The 16350-nt window shown below is 60.3% G+C and carries 18 protein-coding genes; 10 read left to right on the forward strand and 8 right to left on the reverse strand.

The window, feature by feature from the left end:
* Positions 1–100 precede the first annotated feature (100 nt).
* From ALTER154_RS01800 to ALTER154_RS01810, 3 genes are read right to left on the reverse strand one after another with little or no spacing between them, the layout of a single operon-like run.
* The gene (locus ALTER154_RS01800; RefSeq protein ID WP_160085015.1) at positions 101–1315 is read right to left on the reverse strand and encodes a tryptophan--tRNA ligase; all 1215 of its coding nucleotides are present in this window, start codon (positions 1313–1315) and stop codon (positions 101–103) included.
* 44 nt (positions 1316–1359) lie between these two features.
* The gene (locus ALTER154_RS01805) at positions 1360–1989 is read right to left on the reverse strand and encodes an L-threonylcarbamoyladenylate synthase (protein ID WP_090251107.1); all 630 of its coding nucleotides are present in this window, start codon (positions 1987–1989) and stop codon (positions 1360–1362) included.
* A gap of 13 nt (positions 1990–2002) precedes the next feature.
* A complete protein-coding gene (locus ALTER154_RS01810; protein ID WP_160085016.1) occupies positions 2003–2866 on the reverse strand; it encodes a PHP domain-containing protein in 864 nt (287 codons plus the stop codon).
* 151 nt (positions 2867–3017) lie between these two features.
* On the opposite strand from ALTER154_RS01810, the gene ALTER154_RS01815 reads away from it, so the two are divergent.
* The 5 genes from ALTER154_RS01815 to ALTER154_RS01835 all read left to right on the forward strand — a co-directional run bounded on the left by ALTER154_RS01815 (position 3018) and on the right by ALTER154_RS01835 (position 6433).
* Positions 3018–3317: a YciI family protein gene (locus ALTER154_RS01815; protein ID WP_160085017.1), complete on the forward strand. Its 300-nt coding sequence runs from the start codon at positions 3018–3020 to the stop codon at positions 3315–3317.
* A 53-nt stretch (positions 3318–3370) separates the two neighbouring features.
* Positions 3371–3772 carry a translation initiation factor 2 gene (locus tag ALTER154_RS01820; RefSeq protein ID WP_160085018.1) on the forward strand — a complete coding sequence of 134 codons (402 nt, stop codon included), beginning with the start codon at positions 3371–3373 and terminating at the stop codon, positions 3770–3772.
* Between the two features lie 3 nt (positions 3773–3775).
* Positions 3776–4453, forward strand: coding sequence for a response regulator transcription factor (locus tag ALTER154_RS01825; protein WP_160085019.1), 678 nt, complete (start codon positions 3776–3778; stop codon positions 4451–4453).
* Between the two features lie 130 nt (positions 4454–4583).
* Entirely contained in the window at positions 4584–5003 is a 420-nt protein-coding gene (locus tag ALTER154_RS01830; RefSeq protein ID WP_160085020.1) for a Spy/CpxP family protein refolding chaperone, read from the forward strand.
* 86 nt (positions 5004–5089) lie between these two features.
* Complete coding sequence (locus ALTER154_RS01835; RefSeq protein WP_160085021.1) at positions 5090–6433, forward strand: HAMP domain-containing sensor histidine kinase; 1344 nt, start codon at positions 5090–5092, stop codon at positions 6431–6433.
* Here the strand turns inward: ALTER154_RS01835 and ALTER154_RS01840 are convergent.
* Together ALTER154_RS01840 and ALTER154_RS01845 are read right to left on the reverse strand one after the other, a co-directional pair.
* Positions 6399–6965 carry a nitroreductase family protein gene (locus ALTER154_RS01840; protein ID WP_160085022.1) on the reverse strand — a complete coding sequence of 189 codons (567 nt, stop codon included), beginning with the start codon at positions 6963–6965 and terminating at the stop codon, positions 6399–6401. The two genes, ALTER154_RS01835 and ALTER154_RS01840, sit on opposite strands and share 35 nt — an antisense overlap.
* A 74-nt stretch (positions 6966–7039) precedes the next feature.
* Positions 7040–7411: a YkgJ family cysteine cluster protein gene (locus ALTER154_RS01845; RefSeq protein ID WP_090248204.1), complete on the reverse strand. Its 372-nt coding sequence runs from the start codon at positions 7409–7411 to the stop codon at positions 7040–7042.
* Between the two features lie 154 nt (positions 7412–7565).
* On the opposite strand from ALTER154_RS01845, the gene ALTER154_RS01850 reads away from it, so the two are divergent.
* Both ALTER154_RS01850 and ALTER154_RS01855 read left to right on the forward strand, forming a co-directional pair.
* Complete coding sequence (locus ALTER154_RS01850; RefSeq protein ID WP_160085023.1) at positions 7566–9020, forward strand: TrkH family potassium uptake protein; 1455 nt, start codon at positions 7566–7568, stop codon at positions 9018–9020.
* A gap of 72 nt (positions 9021–9092) precedes the next feature.
* On the forward strand, positions 9093–10547 hold the full coding sequence (locus ALTER154_RS01855) for a TrkH family potassium uptake protein (RefSeq protein WP_160085024.1): 1455 nt from the start codon (positions 9093–9095) through the stop codon (positions 10545–10547).
* 8 nt (positions 10548–10555) lie between these two features.
* Here the strand turns inward: ALTER154_RS01855 and ALTER154_RS01860 are convergent, their stop codons facing one another.
* Positions 10556–11557, reverse strand: coding sequence for an AraC family transcriptional regulator (locus tag ALTER154_RS01860; protein WP_090248209.1), 1002 nt, complete (start codon positions 11555–11557; stop codon positions 10556–10558).
* A 152-nt stretch (positions 11558–11709) separates the two neighbouring features.
* Here ALTER154_RS01860 and ALTER154_RS01865 point away from each other — a divergent pair, with 152 nt between their 5' ends.
* Together ALTER154_RS01865 and ALTER154_RS01870 are read left to right on the forward strand one after the other, a co-directional pair.
* Positions 11710–12027 (forward strand): Mpo1-like protein, encoded by a 318-nt coding sequence (locus ALTER154_RS01865; RefSeq protein ID WP_160085025.1) that lies wholly within the window; start codon positions 11710–11712, stop codon positions 12025–12027.
* Positions 12028–12198: 171 nt separating this feature from the next.
* Positions 12199–13587, forward strand: coding sequence for an adenylate/guanylate cyclase domain-containing protein (locus ALTER154_RS01870; protein ID WP_090248212.1), 1389 nt, complete (start codon positions 12199–12201; stop codon positions 13585–13587).
* Here the strand turns inward: ALTER154_RS01870 and ALTER154_RS01875 are convergent.
* Positions 13580–14638, reverse strand: coding sequence for a glycosyltransferase family 1 protein (locus ALTER154_RS01875; protein ID WP_160085026.1), 1059 nt, complete (start codon positions 14636–14638; stop codon positions 13580–13582). The two genes, ALTER154_RS01870 and ALTER154_RS01875, sit on opposite strands and share 8 nt — an antisense overlap.
* Positions 14635–15453 carry a UDP-2,3-diacylglucosamine diphosphatase gene (locus ALTER154_RS01880; protein WP_160085027.1) on the reverse strand — a complete coding sequence of 273 codons (819 nt, stop codon included), beginning with the start codon at positions 15451–15453 and terminating at the stop codon, positions 14635–14637. The genes ALTER154_RS01875 and ALTER154_RS01880 overlap by 4 nt, the downstream gene beginning before the upstream one ends.
* Positions 15454–15578: 125 nt before the next feature.
* Between ALTER154_RS01880 and ALTER154_RS01885 the strand changes: the two genes are divergently transcribed.
* Positions 15579–16328: an AraC family transcriptional regulator gene (locus tag ALTER154_RS01885; RefSeq protein WP_160085028.1), complete on the forward strand. Its 750-nt coding sequence runs from the start codon at positions 15579–15581 to the stop codon at positions 16326–16328.
* Positions 16329–16350: the final 22 nt, after the last annotated feature.

Raw genomic sequence — 16350 nt, forward strand, 5'->3', positions numbered from 1 at the left:
TCCTGCTGCGCATTGGCCTGATCCTGGGGATGGCTCTCGGGATGTTCCTGGGCTGGCACGCTGGACATGGTCATTCTCGAAGGTAGATACAGCGTCAGGTTCAGCGGTAATTCAGGCCAAGGGCCAGGCGCACTTCAGTGAGGGTTTCGCGCGCTTCAGAGCGCGCTCGCTCGGCGCCATCGGCAAGAATCTGCCGGACCAGATCAGGGTTGTCCTGATAATCCGCAGCACGCGCCTGCAGAGGTTGCAGTTCCTGCTGCAGCGCTTCGACCAAAGGTGCCTTGCATTCCAGACAGCCGATGCCGGCGCTGCGACAGCCTTGCTGTGCCCAGTCGCAGGTTTCATTGCTGGAATACAGCTGATGCAGCGACCACACCGGGCAATTCTCCGGGCTACCCGGATCATCACGATGCACCCGCGCCGGATCAGTCGGCATGCGGCGGATCTTCTCCTCGATCGCCGAACCGCTGTCACGCAGGAAAATCGCATTGTTATTGGATTTGGACATCTTGCCGCCATCAAGCCCAAGCAGCTTGGGCGAATCGCCCAGCATGGCCTGCGGTTCGATCAGCAGAATCTTGCCGCCACCTTCCAGGTAGCCGTAAAGGCGCTCTTTATCGCCCAGGGTGATGCTCTGCTGATCCTTGAGCAGGGCTCGCGCGGTTTCCAGCGCCTCAGCGTCGCCCTGTTCCTGATAGGCCCTGCGCAGGTTGTTGTAGAGCGTCGCGGCTTTCTTGCCCAGCTTGATTATCGCCGCCTCGGCCTTTTCCTCAAAGCCCGGCTCGCGGCCATACAAGTGGTTGAAGCGCCGCGCCACATCGCGGGCAAACTCGATATGCGCCAGCTGATCGCTGCCGACCGGCACCACGCCTGCGCGGTATAGCAGGATGTCAGCCGCCTGCAGCAAGGGGTAACCGAGAAAGCCGAAGGTGCTCAGATCCTTGCCGTGCAGCTGCTCCTGCTGTTCTTTATAGGAGGGCACGCGTTCCAGCCAACTGAGCGGGCAGATCATCGACAGTAGCAGGTGTAATTCGGCGTGTTCAGGGACTTGCGACTGGATAAACAGCGTCGCTGAGCTGGGGCTCACGCCGGCAGCCAACCAGTCCACCGCCATGTCCATGACGCGCTGCGACAGCGGGCCGACATCGTCGTAATCAGTGGTCAGGGCGTGCAGGTCAACGATGCAGAAGAAGCATTCATAGGTGTGTTGCAGCTTCACCCAGTTCTTCAGCACACCTTGGTACTGCCCCAAGTGCAACAAGCCACTTGGGCGCATGCCAGACAGCACGCGGCGTTCAGCGTCAACAAGACTCAAAACGGATTACCTGAAAACTCAAAGGAACCCGATTATAGCCAGGATCAGTTGCCATTCGTAAAAGGCGACGGATCACCGCACCCCACTCGAAACACCTCGGGCTCATCGTTGAGCAAGCTGACCACAGTGGAGGCTTCCAGGCCGCCGAAGCCGCCATCGATAATCAGATCGACCTGATGCTCAAGCATCTGACGCATTTCGTAAGGATCACTCATCGGCAGCGTTTCGCCCGGCAAAATCAAGGTCACGCTCATCAATGCCTCATCCAGCTCGGCCAGCAAGGCCATGGCAATCGGATGATTAGGCACACGCAGGCCAATGGTGCGGCGTTTGGCATGCAGCAGCATGCGCGGGACTTCACGTGTGGCATTGAGGATAAAGGTGTAAGGCCCCGGGGTATGGCTCTTGAGCAAGCGGAAGGCTGCAGTATCAACCTTGGCAAAGGTGCTGAGCTGCGACAGGTCGCGGCATACCAGGGTGAAGTTATGCTTGTCATCCAGTTGGCGCAGGCGGCGAATACGCTCCACGGCGTTCTTGTCGCCAATATGGCAGCCGACTGCATAGGAAGAGTCGGTCGGATAGACCACCACACCGCCATTGCGGATGATTTCCACGGCCTGTTTGATCAACCGTGCTTGCGGGTTTTCCGGATGAATCTGGAAGAATTGGCTCACGCTAGGCCCCGGGTCAAAGTGCAGTAGGCTGCTGGACATGTTGGAACCGTGCCCATAAGGGCGGTAGATCCTCGGGCACCGGGCGGTAAACGCCCAGTTCAGACCACTGGCCAGGCGCATGGAAATCACTGCCTGCGGTGACGAACATGCCAAATTCCCTCGCCAGAATCGCCAGACTGCCCACCTGTTCGGCCGGCTGCATGCCGTTGACCACTTCCAATGAATGCCCACCCGCTCCGACAAAATCGGCAATTAACTTACGCCGTTTACTCCGAGTAAAGTCGTACTGCCAGGGATGCGCCAGGCTGACCCAGGCACCTGCTCGGCGCAACGTATCCACAGTTTGCGCCAGCTCCGGCCAATGCTGTTTCACATCCCCCAACTTGCCTGAACCCAACCACTTGCGGAATGCTTCAGCGCGGTCCTTGACGTACCCACTGCGCACCAGAAAGTCGGCAAAATGCGGGCGTGCCGGAGCATTGCCACTGTCGCCCAACTCCTGCTGCAGAGCACGCGCACCTTCCAGTGCCCCCGGCATACCTTTGGCTTCCAGACGCTTACTGATTTCCGCAGCGCGCAGCCAGCGCCCATCGTGCAATTCGGCAATTGCCTGCTGTAACGCCGGCGCATCGCGATTAAAGGCGTAGCCCAGCACATGAATGGTCGCGCCGCCCCAGGTGCAGGACAGCTCGATACCGTTGATCAACTGCATGCCCAATGCCTGCGCCGCTGCGACTGCTTCATCGAGGCCATCAAGGGTGTCGTGATCGGTCAACGCCAGCACACGCACACCGCGCTCAAACGCCCGCGCCACCACCACAGCGGGCGCGAGTGCGCCATCTGAAGCGGTGCTGTGGCAATGCAAATCAACATCCATAGGGGGCGCTTTCCGAGTCATTTATGTTTGATATTATGCCGCCAGATGCAGATTCTTGCTGGCTTGCACCAATATTTCCTCGACTTTGCCTGACCGGGCTGCTTTTCTCCCCTGGCAGCGGCCTGCGCCGACGACCTTATTAAGGATTGAGATGCTCTACGCGATCATTGCCACCGATGTGGAAAACTCCCTGGAAAACCGCCTGAGTGCTCGCCCAGCGCACCTTGCCCGCCTGGAGCAGCTGAAAAGCGAAGGTCGCCTAATCCTCGCCGGACCGCACCCGGCCGTCGACAGCAATGACCCAGGCCCCGCAGGCTTTTCCGGCAGCTTGATCGTCGCCGAGTTCGACTCGCTGCTAACCGCGCAACAATGGGCTGAGGCCGACCCTTACCGCGCCGCTGGGGTGTACGCCTCGGTGCTGGTAAAACCCTTCAAATTGGTCTTGCCTTGAGCCAATCTCCCGCTGAATAACCCATAACAACAATTACAAAGATAGGAGTTCCGATGCGTCCAGGCCCGCTGTTTCTGCTCTTGACCCTGTGCTTGCCAGCCGTCACTCAGGCCGAGGAAAGCCCTCCGCTGCCATTGGCAGAAGCCACCTCAGCGCAGACGCAGATTGATGAACTGGAGCAGCGACTGGCGCTCAGCGAAGAGCAACGCGAAGCCCTCGCGACTGAACTGCAGACCAGCAGCAACGAACGTGACACCGTGCAGCTGCAGCGCCTGCGCCAGGAAAACCAGCGCCTCAAGCTGCAGCTGAAAAAAGCCATCGCCAGCGCCCCGCAGCCGCTGATCAGTGAACAGCAGATGTGGTTTGCCACGGGCGCCGGGGCCGGCTTACTCGGGGTGATCATCGGCGCCCTGCTACGCCGTGGCCGCAGCTCACGCAGCGAGTGGCTTAACTGACACATGAGTGATCTGCTGTTAATCGACGACGACGTCGAACTCTGCGAACTGCTGACCAGCTGGCTGACCCAGGAAGGCTTTCAGGTCAGTGCCTGCCATGATGGCCACAGCGCGCGCAATGCCCTCGCCAAACACAGCCCGGATGCCGTGGTGCTGGATGTGATGCTGCCCGATGGCAGCGGCCTGGAGCTGCTCAAGCAGTTACGCAGCGACCATCCGGAGCTGCCGGTGCTGATGCTCTCGGCGCGCGGCGAACCGCTAGACCGGATTCTCGGTCTTGAACTGGGCGCCGACGATTACCTGGCCAAACCTTGCGACCCCCGCGAACTCACCGCGCGCCTGCGCGCAGTGTTACGCCGCAGCCTGCCGGCCACACCCAGCAGCCCACTCGACCTGGGTGACCTGCATTACAGTCAGGCCCGCGGCACCGTGACCCTGAGCGAACAAGAAGTGCTGCTGACGCTCTCGGAAAGCCGCATCCTCGAAGCCTTGCTGCAACATCCGGGCGAACCGGTGGATAAACAGGAACTGGCGCAACTGGCCCTTGGCCGCAAACTGACCCTGTATGACCGCAGCCTGGATATGCACGTCAGTAACCTGCGCAAAAAACTCGGCCCGCATGCCGACGGCCGCCAGCGAATTTTGGCGCTACGTAGCCGCGGTTACTACTACAGCGTCTGAGCCGTGGTTGTGTAATTCAGCTGCGCCGCGCTCTTTACCTAAGCTTTACCTTGCCCTGACCGCCCTTGACCTTGACCGCCCTAGACTGGGCTCATCCGGTGTTTACCGGTTTCAGACAAGGAGACACACCATGCGTAAAACCCTGACCGCAGTACTGCTCGCCCTGACGCTCCCAACCCTGGCCATGGCCATGCCAGAAGACGGTCCACGGCACGGCGGCGGCCATCATGGCGAACATGGCTCCCGGATGTTTAAAGAACTCGACCTGAGCAAAGAGCAGCACCGCGAAATCCGTAAGCTGATGGGCGAGCAGATGCAAGGTCGCCATGAGATCACCCAGCGCTACCTGGACAAGCTGCCCGCCGCTGAACAGAAAGCCATGCAGGACGAGTTGCAGGCCGCCAAGGACAAACAGCAAAGCGCCATCCGCGCCCTGCTCAAGCCTGAGCAGCAAAAAGCCTTCGACGAACACCAGAAAAAGATGGAAGAGCGCCGCGCCGAGCACCAGGCATTCAAGGCTTGGCAGGCAGACCAAGCGAAAAAGAACTGATCCAGGCATTGTTGCCGCTACGCCCACCCGGTTTTCCAGCCGGGTGGGCGTTAGCATTTCTACTATTGCATCACTAAGGAGCTACCGTGCGGTCACTGTTCTGGCGCATTTTTGCCAGCTTCTGGCTGGCCATTGCCCTGGTTGCCGGGCTGTCCATGTTGCTTGGGCGCATGCTCAATCAGGATGCCTGGCTGCTCAGCCAGCACCCCGGCATGGACGACCTCGCCGAGACGTGGACGCAACGTTACGAAAAGAAAGGCCCGCGCGCAGCCCAAAATTTGCTCGAACAACGCAAACGCAAGTTCCGCATCGATGTGCAGGTCCTCGATGACAGCGGCCAGCCGGTCGTTCAAGGCACCTTCCCGCCGCGTGCGGCGGCTTTTGAAGCCCGTCACCGCAATGAAAAGCGCCTGCCCTGGCGCCGTTTGAGTGTCGATTACACCAGCCCACATAGCGGCGAAACCTACCTGTTTATTTACCGCATCCCGATTCCAGAAGTTGCCGCCTGGCAGCGCGACAGCCTGCTTTGGCCGCTTAGCGCGCTGGGCATCGCCATGTTGGTGCTGACCCTCTTCAGCCTCTGGCTGACGCTGTCTATCACCCGCCCACTGAATCGCCTGCGCGGCGCAGTGCATGACCTGGGACAAACTGCCTACCAGCAGAACAGCCTGGCCAAACTGGCCGAGCGACGTGATGAACTCGGCGTACTGGCGGGTGACTTCAACCGCATGGGCGAACGTGTTCAAGGTTTGATCAGCAGCCAACGCCAACTGCTGCGCGACGTGTCACATGAGTTGCGCTCGCCCCTTGCCCGCCTGCGTATCGCCCTGGCGCTGACCGAGCGCGCCGATGCTGCCGAACGGGAAAAATACTGGCCGCGCCTGAGCCAGGAGTGTGACCGCCTGGAAGCGCTGATCAGCGAAATCCTCGCCCTCGCCCGCCTCGACGCCGAACCGGGCGCAGCGCAGCCAATCAACCTGGGTGAGCTGCTGCACAAACTGCAGGACGATGCGCGCCTGGATGCGCCCGAGCAAACAATCGAGATTCAGCTGGAAAGCGACCTGCAGCTCAACGGTTGGCCGGACATGCTGCAACGCGCGCTGGATAACCTGCTGCGCAATGCCCTGCGCTTTAACCCGGTTGGCCAAACTATTGAACTGACGGCAAGCCGAAACGCCGAGCAACTATGTCTGAGCGTACGTGACCACGGCCCCGGCGTTGCGCCTGAACTGCTGACGCGACTTGGCGAACCCTTCTTCCGCGCGCCCGGCCAAACCAGTAGTGGTCATGGCCTCGGGCTTGCCATCGCGCGCCGCGCGGCGGAGCGGCATGGCGGGCAACTGGAGCTGAGTAATCATGCGCAAGGCGGCTTTATCGCCACCCTGCGCCTACCGCTTACTCTGCCGAATCAGGCGCCGACCAGGCCGTAACAAAATCATCGACCTGAACCTGCGGCACAGCACGTAACTCGCGCTCCGGAGTACCCAGGTAGAGGTAGGCAATAACCTGCTCATCCGCGCTCAGACCCAGGCCAGCAGCGACCTGCGGGTTGTAGGCCATATCACCGGTGCGCCAGACCGCACCAATACCTTGCGCATGGGCAGCCAGCAGAATCCCGTGGGCAGCGCAGCCGGCGGCCAGCACTTGCTCCTGCTCTGGTACTTTAGGGCTGGCTTGTACGCGGGCAATCACCACCACCAGCAACGGCGCACGCAGTGGCATGGCACGCGCTTTGGTCAAGGCTTCAGGGCTGGCATCAGCAGGTAATGCACGGGCAAACAGCTCACCCAGTTGCACAAGCGCTTCGCCTTCCACTGTGAGGAAGCGCCAGGGTTTGAGCTGACCGTGATCGGGCGCGCGCAAGGCGGCACGAAACAGCAGCTCACGCTGAGCAGCATCAGGGGCAGGCGCCATCAGGCGCGGCGCAGAAACACGGTTTAGCAACGCATCAAGAGCGTCCATCAGCCACCTCGGCAATTGAAACAGTCGACCATTCTAGTGCCTGCGCGCAGCTGAGGGGCAATCCGCACAGATTCTCAGGCCACCCGCTCGGGAGAAACGCTCGGCAACACCGGCGGCATTAACGGCGGCAAGCCGTGCGCACTGCGCGCCGCATCGCAATGCGGATTGTGCTCGCCATTGGCCCAGGAGGCCTCAAATTCGCGGCAGGTGCTGGAGCGCTGCTCATAAAGCGTACAGCGCACCCCCTGGCCAACGTCCCCCAGCAGGGCGTTACAACGCGTGGGTTTGCTTTCCGTGCCACGCATGGCAACACGGTGCGGGGTGATCAGCACAACCTGATCGTCCGGCATCAAACCACCGGCCGATTGGCACTCCCCCCAGAAAAAAGACACACGAAAATGCGCGCAGCAGGCGCCACAGCTAAGACAAGGATTACTATCGGACATGATTTGGCGGGCTCAGAAACCGGCAAGGGCCGGCACCTGGTGGCTATTCTATGCAGCGCCAAGCGCTTGTAAAGCACGCATTACGACTGCTGTACAGCGGCTACAGCGCGCGTAGAATGACGCCCCTTTGCCCTACAGAGCCCGAGCCGACTCCATGTCATTGCCGACACTGCGCATCATTGCTTTTATTCTCGGCATCTTCCTGATCACTCTGGCCGTCAGCATGCTGATCCCCATGTTGACGCTGCTGCTCTATTCACGCACCGACGACCTCAACGCCTTTCTCTGGTCCAGCCTGGTAACCGCAGTGGCTGGCATTGCCATGGTCCTCCCTGGGCGACCGAAAGAAGCGCATCTGCGCCCGCGCGACATGTACCTGCTAACCACCGGTAGCTGGCTGGTGGTGTGCATCTTCGCCGCCCTACCGATGGTGCTGATTCAGCATATCAGCTACACCGATGCCTTCTTCGAAACCATGTCCGGCGTTACCACCACTGGCTCAACCATTCTGGTTGGATTGGATAAGGCATCACCGGGCCTGCTGATCTGGCGCTCGATGCTGCAGTGGCTGGGCGGTATCGGCTTTATCGGCATGGCGGTGGCGATTCTGCCGTTGCTGCGGGTTGGTGGCATGCGCCTGTTCCAGACAGAATCCTCCGACTGGGGCGAGAAGGTCATGCCGCGCTCGCATATGGCGGCCAAATACATTCTGCTTATCTACCTGAGCCTGACCCTGATCGGCTTTCTCGGCTTTTGGCTGGCGGGCATGACGCCCTTCGATGCGATCAATCATGCAATGACCTCGATCTCCACCGGCGGCTACTCGACCTCGGATTCATCCCTGGCCAACTGGAGCCAACCAGCCGTGCACTGGGTGGCAGTGGTATTGATGATCTTCGGCGGCCTGCCCTTTACCCTGTATGTCGCCACACTGCGCGGCAACCGCAAAGCGCTGTTCAAGGACCACCAGGTACGCGGTTTTCTCGGCTTTCTGCTGGCCACCTGGCTGGTGTTCGGTACCTGGCTGTGGCTGCACTCGGATAACAGCTGGCTGGATGCGTTTCGCATCGTTGCGGTGAACGTCACCTCGGTGGTCACCACCACCGGCTATGCCCTGGGCGATTACACCACCTGGGGCAGTTTCGCCGTGCTGCTGTTCTTCTACCTGACCTTTGTCGGCGGCTGTTCGGGTTCCACCTCCGGCGGCCTGAAGATCTTTCGCTTTCAGGTGGCCTATGTGCTGCTGCGGGCCAACCTGCAGCAACTGGTGCACCCACGCGCTGTGATCAAGCAGCAGTACAACAATCACAACCTCGATGAAGAGATTGTCCGCTCGCTGATCACCTTTTCGTTTTTCTTCACCATCACCATCGGCGTGATTGCCCTTGGCCTTACATTACTGGGCCTGGACTGGGTAACCGCGCTAACCGGTGCTGCGACAGCCGTCTGTAACGTGGGCCCGGGACTAGGGCCAATCATCGGCCCGGCAGGTAATTTTTCGACCTTACCGGATGCGGCCAAATGGCTGCTGACCATCGGCATGCTGCTCGGTCGACTGGAAATCCTCACCGTACTGGTTCTGGTCACGCGAGCATTCTGGCGCCATTGAGTGAAATCGACCGAGCGAAAAGCCAGCCCGATCACCTAGACTCCTGCTACTCATGGAATGGAACACGCTTAAATGGCTTGGCCGACCCTGCGGATTATCGCGTTTATCAATGGCATCTTTCTTCTGACCCTGGCGATCAGCATGGCAGTCCCCATGTTGACCCTCGTATTGTTTGCGCGGCCTGATGAGCTCAATGCGTTTCTCTGGTCCAGCCTGATCACATGCATAGCGGGTATCGCGATGATTGCCCAGGGCCGGCCCAAAGACGTGCAGCTGCGCCCACGCGACATGTACTTGCTGACGGTGTCCAGCTGGATTCTGGTGGGGCTGTTCGCCGCACTGCCGTTCATGTTTTCCCAACACCTGGGCGTGACCGACGCTGTGTTCGAGAGCATGTCGGGCATCACCGCCACCGGCGCCACGGTCCTCACCGGGCTGGACAGCATGTCACCGGGGATTCTGATCTGGCGTTCTCTGCTGCACTGGCTCGGTGGGATTGGCTTTATCGCCATGGCCGTGGCGATTCTGCCCATGCTGCGCATCGGCGGCATGCGCCTGTTCCAGACTGAATCCTCGGACCGCTCCGAAAAAATCATGCCGCGCTCGCATATGGTCGCCAAATACATGATCGCCGCTTACCTGGGCATCAGCCTCATCGGCTGCCTGGCACTCTGGACCGCTGGCATGGGCGTATTCGATGCGATCAACCACACCATGTCAGCCATCGCGACCGGCGGGTTTTCCACCTCTGATCAGTCCCTGGGGAAATGGACCGAGCCCGCCGTGCACTGGGTGACCATCGTACTGATGATTCTCGGCAGTGTGCCGTTCGTGCTGTTTGCCTCAATGCTGCGCGGCAATTACAAAGCGCTGATCCGCGACCAGCAGGTGCGGGGCTTTCTCGGCATTCTGCTGAGCACCTGGCTGCTACTCGGCACGTGGTATTACATCAGCACCGAGTTGCACTGGCTCGAAGCCATTCGCCACGTGGCGTTCAACACCACCTCGATCATGACCACTACCGGCTTTGCCCTAGGTGACTACACGCTTTGGGGCGGTTTTGCCGGCATGCTGTTCTTCTACTTGGGGTTTATCGGGGGGTGTTCGGGCTCAACTGCCGGCGGCCTGAAGATCTTCCGTTTTCAGGTAGCCTACGTGCTGCTCAGGGCCAACCTAATGCAGCTGATTCATCCGCGCGCGGTGATCAAGCAGCAGTACAACCGCCACCATCTGGATGAAGACATTGTCCGCTCGATTCTGACCTTCTCGTTCTTCTTCACCATCACCATCGCCGTGCTGGCATTGGGCCTGACGCTCTGCGGCCTGGACTGGATCACCGCACTCAGTGGCGCGGCCAGCACCGTCTCCGGCGTCGGCCCGGGCATGGGCCCGATCATTGGCCCGGCGGGTAACTTCTCCAGCCTTCCGGACACCGCCAAATGGCTGCTGACCTTCGGCATGCTGCTCGGCCGCCTGGAAATCCTCACCGTGTTGGTGCTGATGCTGCCGGCCTTCTGGCGACACTAAGCGCGTCGCTACAGCCGCGCGCGGTACTCGCCCGGCGTACTGTCAAACCAGCGACGGAAAGCGCGGAAGAAGTTGCTCGGATCAGAGAAACCCAGCAGGTAGGAAATTTCCAGCAGGGTCAGGTTAGCCTGCCCCAGGTACTGACCGGCTAACTCACGGCGCGTATCGTCGAGCAGGTGCTGGTAGCTGGTGCCTTCATCCTGCAAGCGCCGCTGCAACGTACGCTCAGACAGCAACAGCGCCTGCGCCACCGCCTCACGCTTGGGTTCGCCCTGAGGCAACAGACGGCATAGCACCTGACGCACCTGATGGGTCACTCGTGTACCGGAAAAACGCGCCAGGTAATCTCCGGCAAAGCGGTCATGCAGCTGTGCCAGCGCCTCATTGGCTGACGGCAGCGGAGCATCCAGGTCCGCGCGCTCGAACAGCAAGGCGTAATGCTCGGCATTGAATTTCAGCGGACACTGGAACACTTCGTCATAGGGCGCCATGTCCTCCGGCGCCGGCCCGATAAAGCTCACCCGCCGCGGGCGCAGCGGTTTGCCGGTCAGCCAACGGCAAAACGCCAGGGAGTGCGCCAGCGAGGCTTCGGCGCTCTGCCGGGCCGAGGGTAAGCGATCACCATGGATCGCCAGCAGCATTTCATAACCCTCCGGGGTGGGATGAAAGCTGAGGTCGGCCCCTTCGCCAATAATCCGCTGATAACGCACCAACCGGGCAAAGCCTTCCTGCAGGTTGCGACTGCTCATCACCGCATACCCAACCACATTGAAGGACGATGGTCGCAAGATCTTCGCCATATTCAGACCAATGGCCGGATTGCCCGAGGCCTCCACGGCCATGTGCCAGAGCCGGGTCATCGCATCTTGGGCAAACCGCGCGTCGGGATCGGTCAGGGCTGCATAGTCGAGCCCCAACTGGGCAAACAGGCTGCGGCAATCAACCCCGCCAAGCTCCAGGGCCGCGACAATGCCCGAGGCCCAACTGGATGAAGTGGTACGTTCGCTCATGAGTTGTTCTTATAAGGGAATCTAGGGGGCGACAGAAGGATACTAAACTGGCACCTAATGTCAGTGGCCCAGCGCGTCAGTCGACCTAGACTGCTAGTAAGCCGCCACAGCTGCAAGCTGGGTGACGCTCAAAAGAATAAGAGGAGCCCCCGATGAGTACTGAAACCCACGAACGCTTCAGCAGCTTCGCCGAGTTTTACCCCTATTACCTGCAGGAACACAGCAATGCTACCTGCCGCCGACTGCATTACGTCGGCAGCCTGTTGGTGCTCTGCGTGTTGGGCTATGCGCTGGTCACTCAACACTGGCTGTGGCTGCTGGCCATCCCGTTGCTGGGCTATGGCTTCGCCTGGGTAGGGCACTTCGTTTTCGAAAAAAACCGCCCCGCCACCTTCGACTACCCGTTCTACTCGCTGATGGGTGACTGGGTCATGCTGAAGGATGCCTTTACCGGACGCATCAAGTTTTAGGCACTCACTGCGCGCGACCACTGACCCATGCGGCCCTGCCGTTCAGCCGCCGCGCTTGGCGGTTGCGGTGGGCTTGGTTATGATCCCTGGCTTATTTCGCGCAGCCTGCACGGCGCGCCACCCAGGCACCCAGCAGAGGTGCCAGACGAGCAGCAGGGATTGTCCCATCGGATGAATGTCAAAAGCGCCCCCCGAATTTCCGCACTGCCGGCACCACCGCTGCGTGAGTACTACTCGCGCGTACTGGCCTATATCGCCATCGCAGCCAGCATTGCCGCCGGCACCTACACCCAACATTTCAGCTACGACATTCTCTGGATGGTGCCCTACGCCCTGCTTTACCCGCACCTGGCGCACCACCTGAGCCTGCGCTTCAAGCGTGATCATCCGCAGCGCACGATGCTCAGCCTGCTGTTTATTGATGCCTTGCACTGCGGCGGTGCGATTGCCCTGCTGGGCTTCTCAGTGGTACCCAGTTTAATGGCGCTACTGATCATGACGTTCAGTGCCCTGGTCATCGGCGGCCTGCGTTACCTCGGCCTGGCTGGCCTGATCGCCCTGAGCAGTGCCGTTTTTATCCTGGCCATGATTGAGGCCAAGCCCAACGTGCACACTCCGGCGCTGGTGGCACTGGTCAGCATTGCCTTCACCACCCTGTATATCTGCATCACCGCCTATTTTGTCCACCAGCAGGGCCTGCGCCTGGCGCAGGTGCGCAGCGAAATCAGCCGCGAACAGGAAAAAGCTGCCCGGTTAGCACGCAATCTCGCCAAGTACCTGTCACCGCAGGTGTGGGAGTCGATCTTCACTGGTAAGAAGAGCGTGCGTCTGGAGACCCAACGTAAAAAGCTCACGGTATTCTTCTCCGACATCAAAGGCTTCACCGAGCTGTCAGAGGAACTGGAAGCGGAAGCCCTGACCGACCTGCTCAACACCTACCTCAACGAGATGTCGAAGATCTGCCTGAAATACGGCGGCACCATCGACAAGTTCGTTGGCGACTGCGTGATGGTATTTTTCGGCGACCCGAGCAGCAAAGGCGCCAAGAAAGATGCAGTGAATGCCGTGTCCATGGCCATCGCCATGCGCAAACATATGAAGGTTTTACGCCAGCAGTGGCGGGCTCAGGGCATCACCAAACCGCTGGAAATCCGCATGGGGCTGAACACCGGTTACTGCACGGTAGGTAACTTCGGCGCCGATACGCGCATGGACTACACCATCATCGGCCGCGACGTGAACCTCGCCAGCCGCCTGGAAAGCGCTGCTGAATCTGGCGAAATTCTGATCTCTCATGAGACCTATTCACTGATCAAGGACGTGATCATGTGCCGCGACAAGGGCCAGATCACCGTCAAGGGCTTTACCCGTCCGGTGCAGATCTACCAGGTGGTGGATTTCCGCCGCGACTTGGGCGCCACGTCGAGCTATGTCGAACACGAACTGCCCGGTTTCTCCATGTACCTGGACACCAATGGCATCCAGAATTTCGACAAGGAAAAGGTCATCCAGGCCCTTAGTCAGGCAGCAGACAAGCTGCGTGACAAGGTGATCATGTAAGCGCCTGCTTATGCCCCGCTGCGTGTGAGTCCTGCACAACAGGCATACACAACTCACCATCCAGCAGCGGCTGCTGCGCCAGAAACTCCAGTGCTGACGCCCGCCAGGATTGTCGCGCGGCCAACTCGGCGCAACGCCCCCGATCCAAGCTCAAGGCCGCCAGACAGGCCGCGCGCAAGTCATCAAGCATGACCCCGCTTACGCCCTCTTGCAGCACATCCAGCGGCCCGGCCACCGGAAACGCTGCCACTGGCGTACCGCAGGCCAAAGCCTCGAGCATCACCAAACCATAGGTATCGGTACGCGAGGGGAATACCAGTACGCTGGCGGCCTGAAACGCCTCAGCCAAGGCCTGGCCATGCTGGTAGCCGAGAAAATTCACCTGCGGATAAGTCGCCTGCAATGCCTCGCGCTGCGGGCCATCGCCGACCACTAGCTTTTGCCCCGGCAGATCAAGGGCCAGAAACGCCTCGATATTCTTCTCCGGGGCGATCCGCCCGACATACAGAAACGCTGGTTCGGCAGGGCTTGGCAGCGTTTTGGCTGGACGAAACACTCGTGTATCAACGCCCTTGCACCACAGCACCAGGCGCTTGAAGCCCCAACTGGAAAACTCGTCGCGCATGCGCTCGGTGGTCACCAGCACGGCCTGACTCGGCCGGTGAAAGACGCGCAGAAAGGCATAACCCCAACGCAGTGGAATCCAGGGCCAGCGGGTGTGCACGTATTCGGGGAAACGCGTATGGATGGCGCTGGAGAACGCCAGGCCACGCTTGCTTAGCCAGCGCCGTGCGGCCCAACCCAGTGGGCCTTCGGTAGCCAGGTGCACGCAGTCCGGCTGAAAGGCACGAATGGCAGGCCCAACCCGCCAGAGGTTCCATACCAAGGGAATCTCCGGGTAACTGGGGCAAGGCAGCGCGCGAAAGTCAGCCGGCGACAACAACTTGACCTGATGGCCAAAACTCCGCAATTCGCTGATCAACGCCTGCAAACTGGTGACCACACCATTGACCTGGGGTGTCCAGGCGTCGGAGACGATCAGAATTCTCACAGAGCAGGCTCGGCAGCCGCAACTGGAGCTGCTTGCAGCTGGCGCGCCTGATCATCGGCCAGACGATACAGTTCGATGCTGCCATCCAAATGTTCGATCAAGGCGGTGCAAGACTCCACCCAGTCGCCGCAGTTCATGTACTCGACATCCCCCATCGGGCGAATTTCGGCATGGTGAATATGCCCACAGATGACACCATTGAAGCCACGCTTGGCGCACTCATGGACGATGGCTTCTTCAAAGTCGCTGATGAAATTCACCGCGCTCTTGACCTTGTGCTTGAGGTACGCCGACAGCGACCAGTAGCCATAGCCATAGCGGCTACGCCAGAAATTCAGCCAGCGGTTGAGGGTCAGAGTAAAGCCATAGGCCGAGTCGCCAAGAAAGGCCAACCAGCGGTGGTAACGGGTGATCACGTCGAACTGGTCACCGTGAATCACCAACAGGCGGCGACCATCGACAGTGAAGTGCTCGGCCTCGTCGACCAACTGAATATTGCCGAGCATCAGGCTGGAATAGCGGCGCAGAAATTCGTCATGGTTGCCAGTGACGTAGACCACCTCGGTGCCGCGCTTACTCATGGTCAGCAGGCGGCGGATCACGTTGCTGTGCGACTGCGGCCAGTACACCCCGCTGCGCAGCTTCCAGCCGTCGATGATGTCACCGACCAGGTAGATCTTGTCAGTCTGGTAGCGTTTGAGAAACGCCGCCAGGTGTTCAGCCTGACAATCCCGGGTGCCCAGGTGCACGTCGGAAATCCACAGGGTACGGACACGTTGCTTGCGGCTGGGCTTGGCGAGCTGAGCGCTGGTCATGGACGACCTCCGGCTGGGTTTGCTCGAGTCTGCGCAGACGGAGTGAAAGACGCATGACAGCGCCGTGGCAATTCGGTGACAACCTCTAAAGGGTATAGACTGGCTGGCCGAACAAGGAGCCCACCATGTCCTCGCTGCTCTCGCTGCGTCACTACAGCCATGAACTGCTTAGCCACAGTCATGACCATGCGCAGCTGGTGTTTGGCTTGAGCGGCCTGCTGGAGTTCGAGGTGGCAGGCCAAAGCAGCCAGGTGAAACACCAGACCCTGGCCGTGGTACCCAGCGCTGCGCAGCACGCCTGCGGTAGCAAAGACGGCAGTCGTTGCCTGGTGCTCGACGTACCCGCAGACAGCTGGCTGCAACAACAGCTGGGCCGGCACGTGGATGCCACTCGCCGCCTGCTGGACAAACCTGCCGCCGTCAGCCTCAACCCTGCGCAGAGCCAGTTGGTCAGCTGGCTGGCCGCCAGCCCAATCAATGACCCGGTCATTGCCCAGCAAGGCGCCGCTCTGCTCTTGGCCAGCCTGGCCAATGGCGAGACTTCTGCCCACGCCGCCAGTCGCCTGCCGCTGGCGGCGCTGGATGCGCATATCGACCAGCATGCCGCGCACCCCTTGCAGGTGGCCGATTTGGCGCGCCTGGCCGGCCTGTCGGCAGCACGTTTTCATCCGCGCTTTCTCGCCGAAACCGGGCAAACACCGATGGATTACGTGCGCAGCCGTCGCCTGCAGCTTGCACGTCAACTGCTCCAAGGTAGCAACCTGGCAATTGGCGAGATCGCTGCGCGGGTCGGCTACAGCTCGCAAAGTGCCTTTAGCGCCGCCCTGTCACGGCATCTCGGCGTTACGCCTCGGCAACTGCGCCGCACCGACTAATTTGCCGGCACTCTTTTGTGAG

This window comes from Pseudomonas sp. 9AZ, from assembly GCF_902506525.1.
Classification (GTDB): domain Bacteria; phylum Pseudomonadota; class Gammaproteobacteria; order Pseudomonadales; family Pseudomonadaceae; genus Aquipseudomonas; species Aquipseudomonas peli.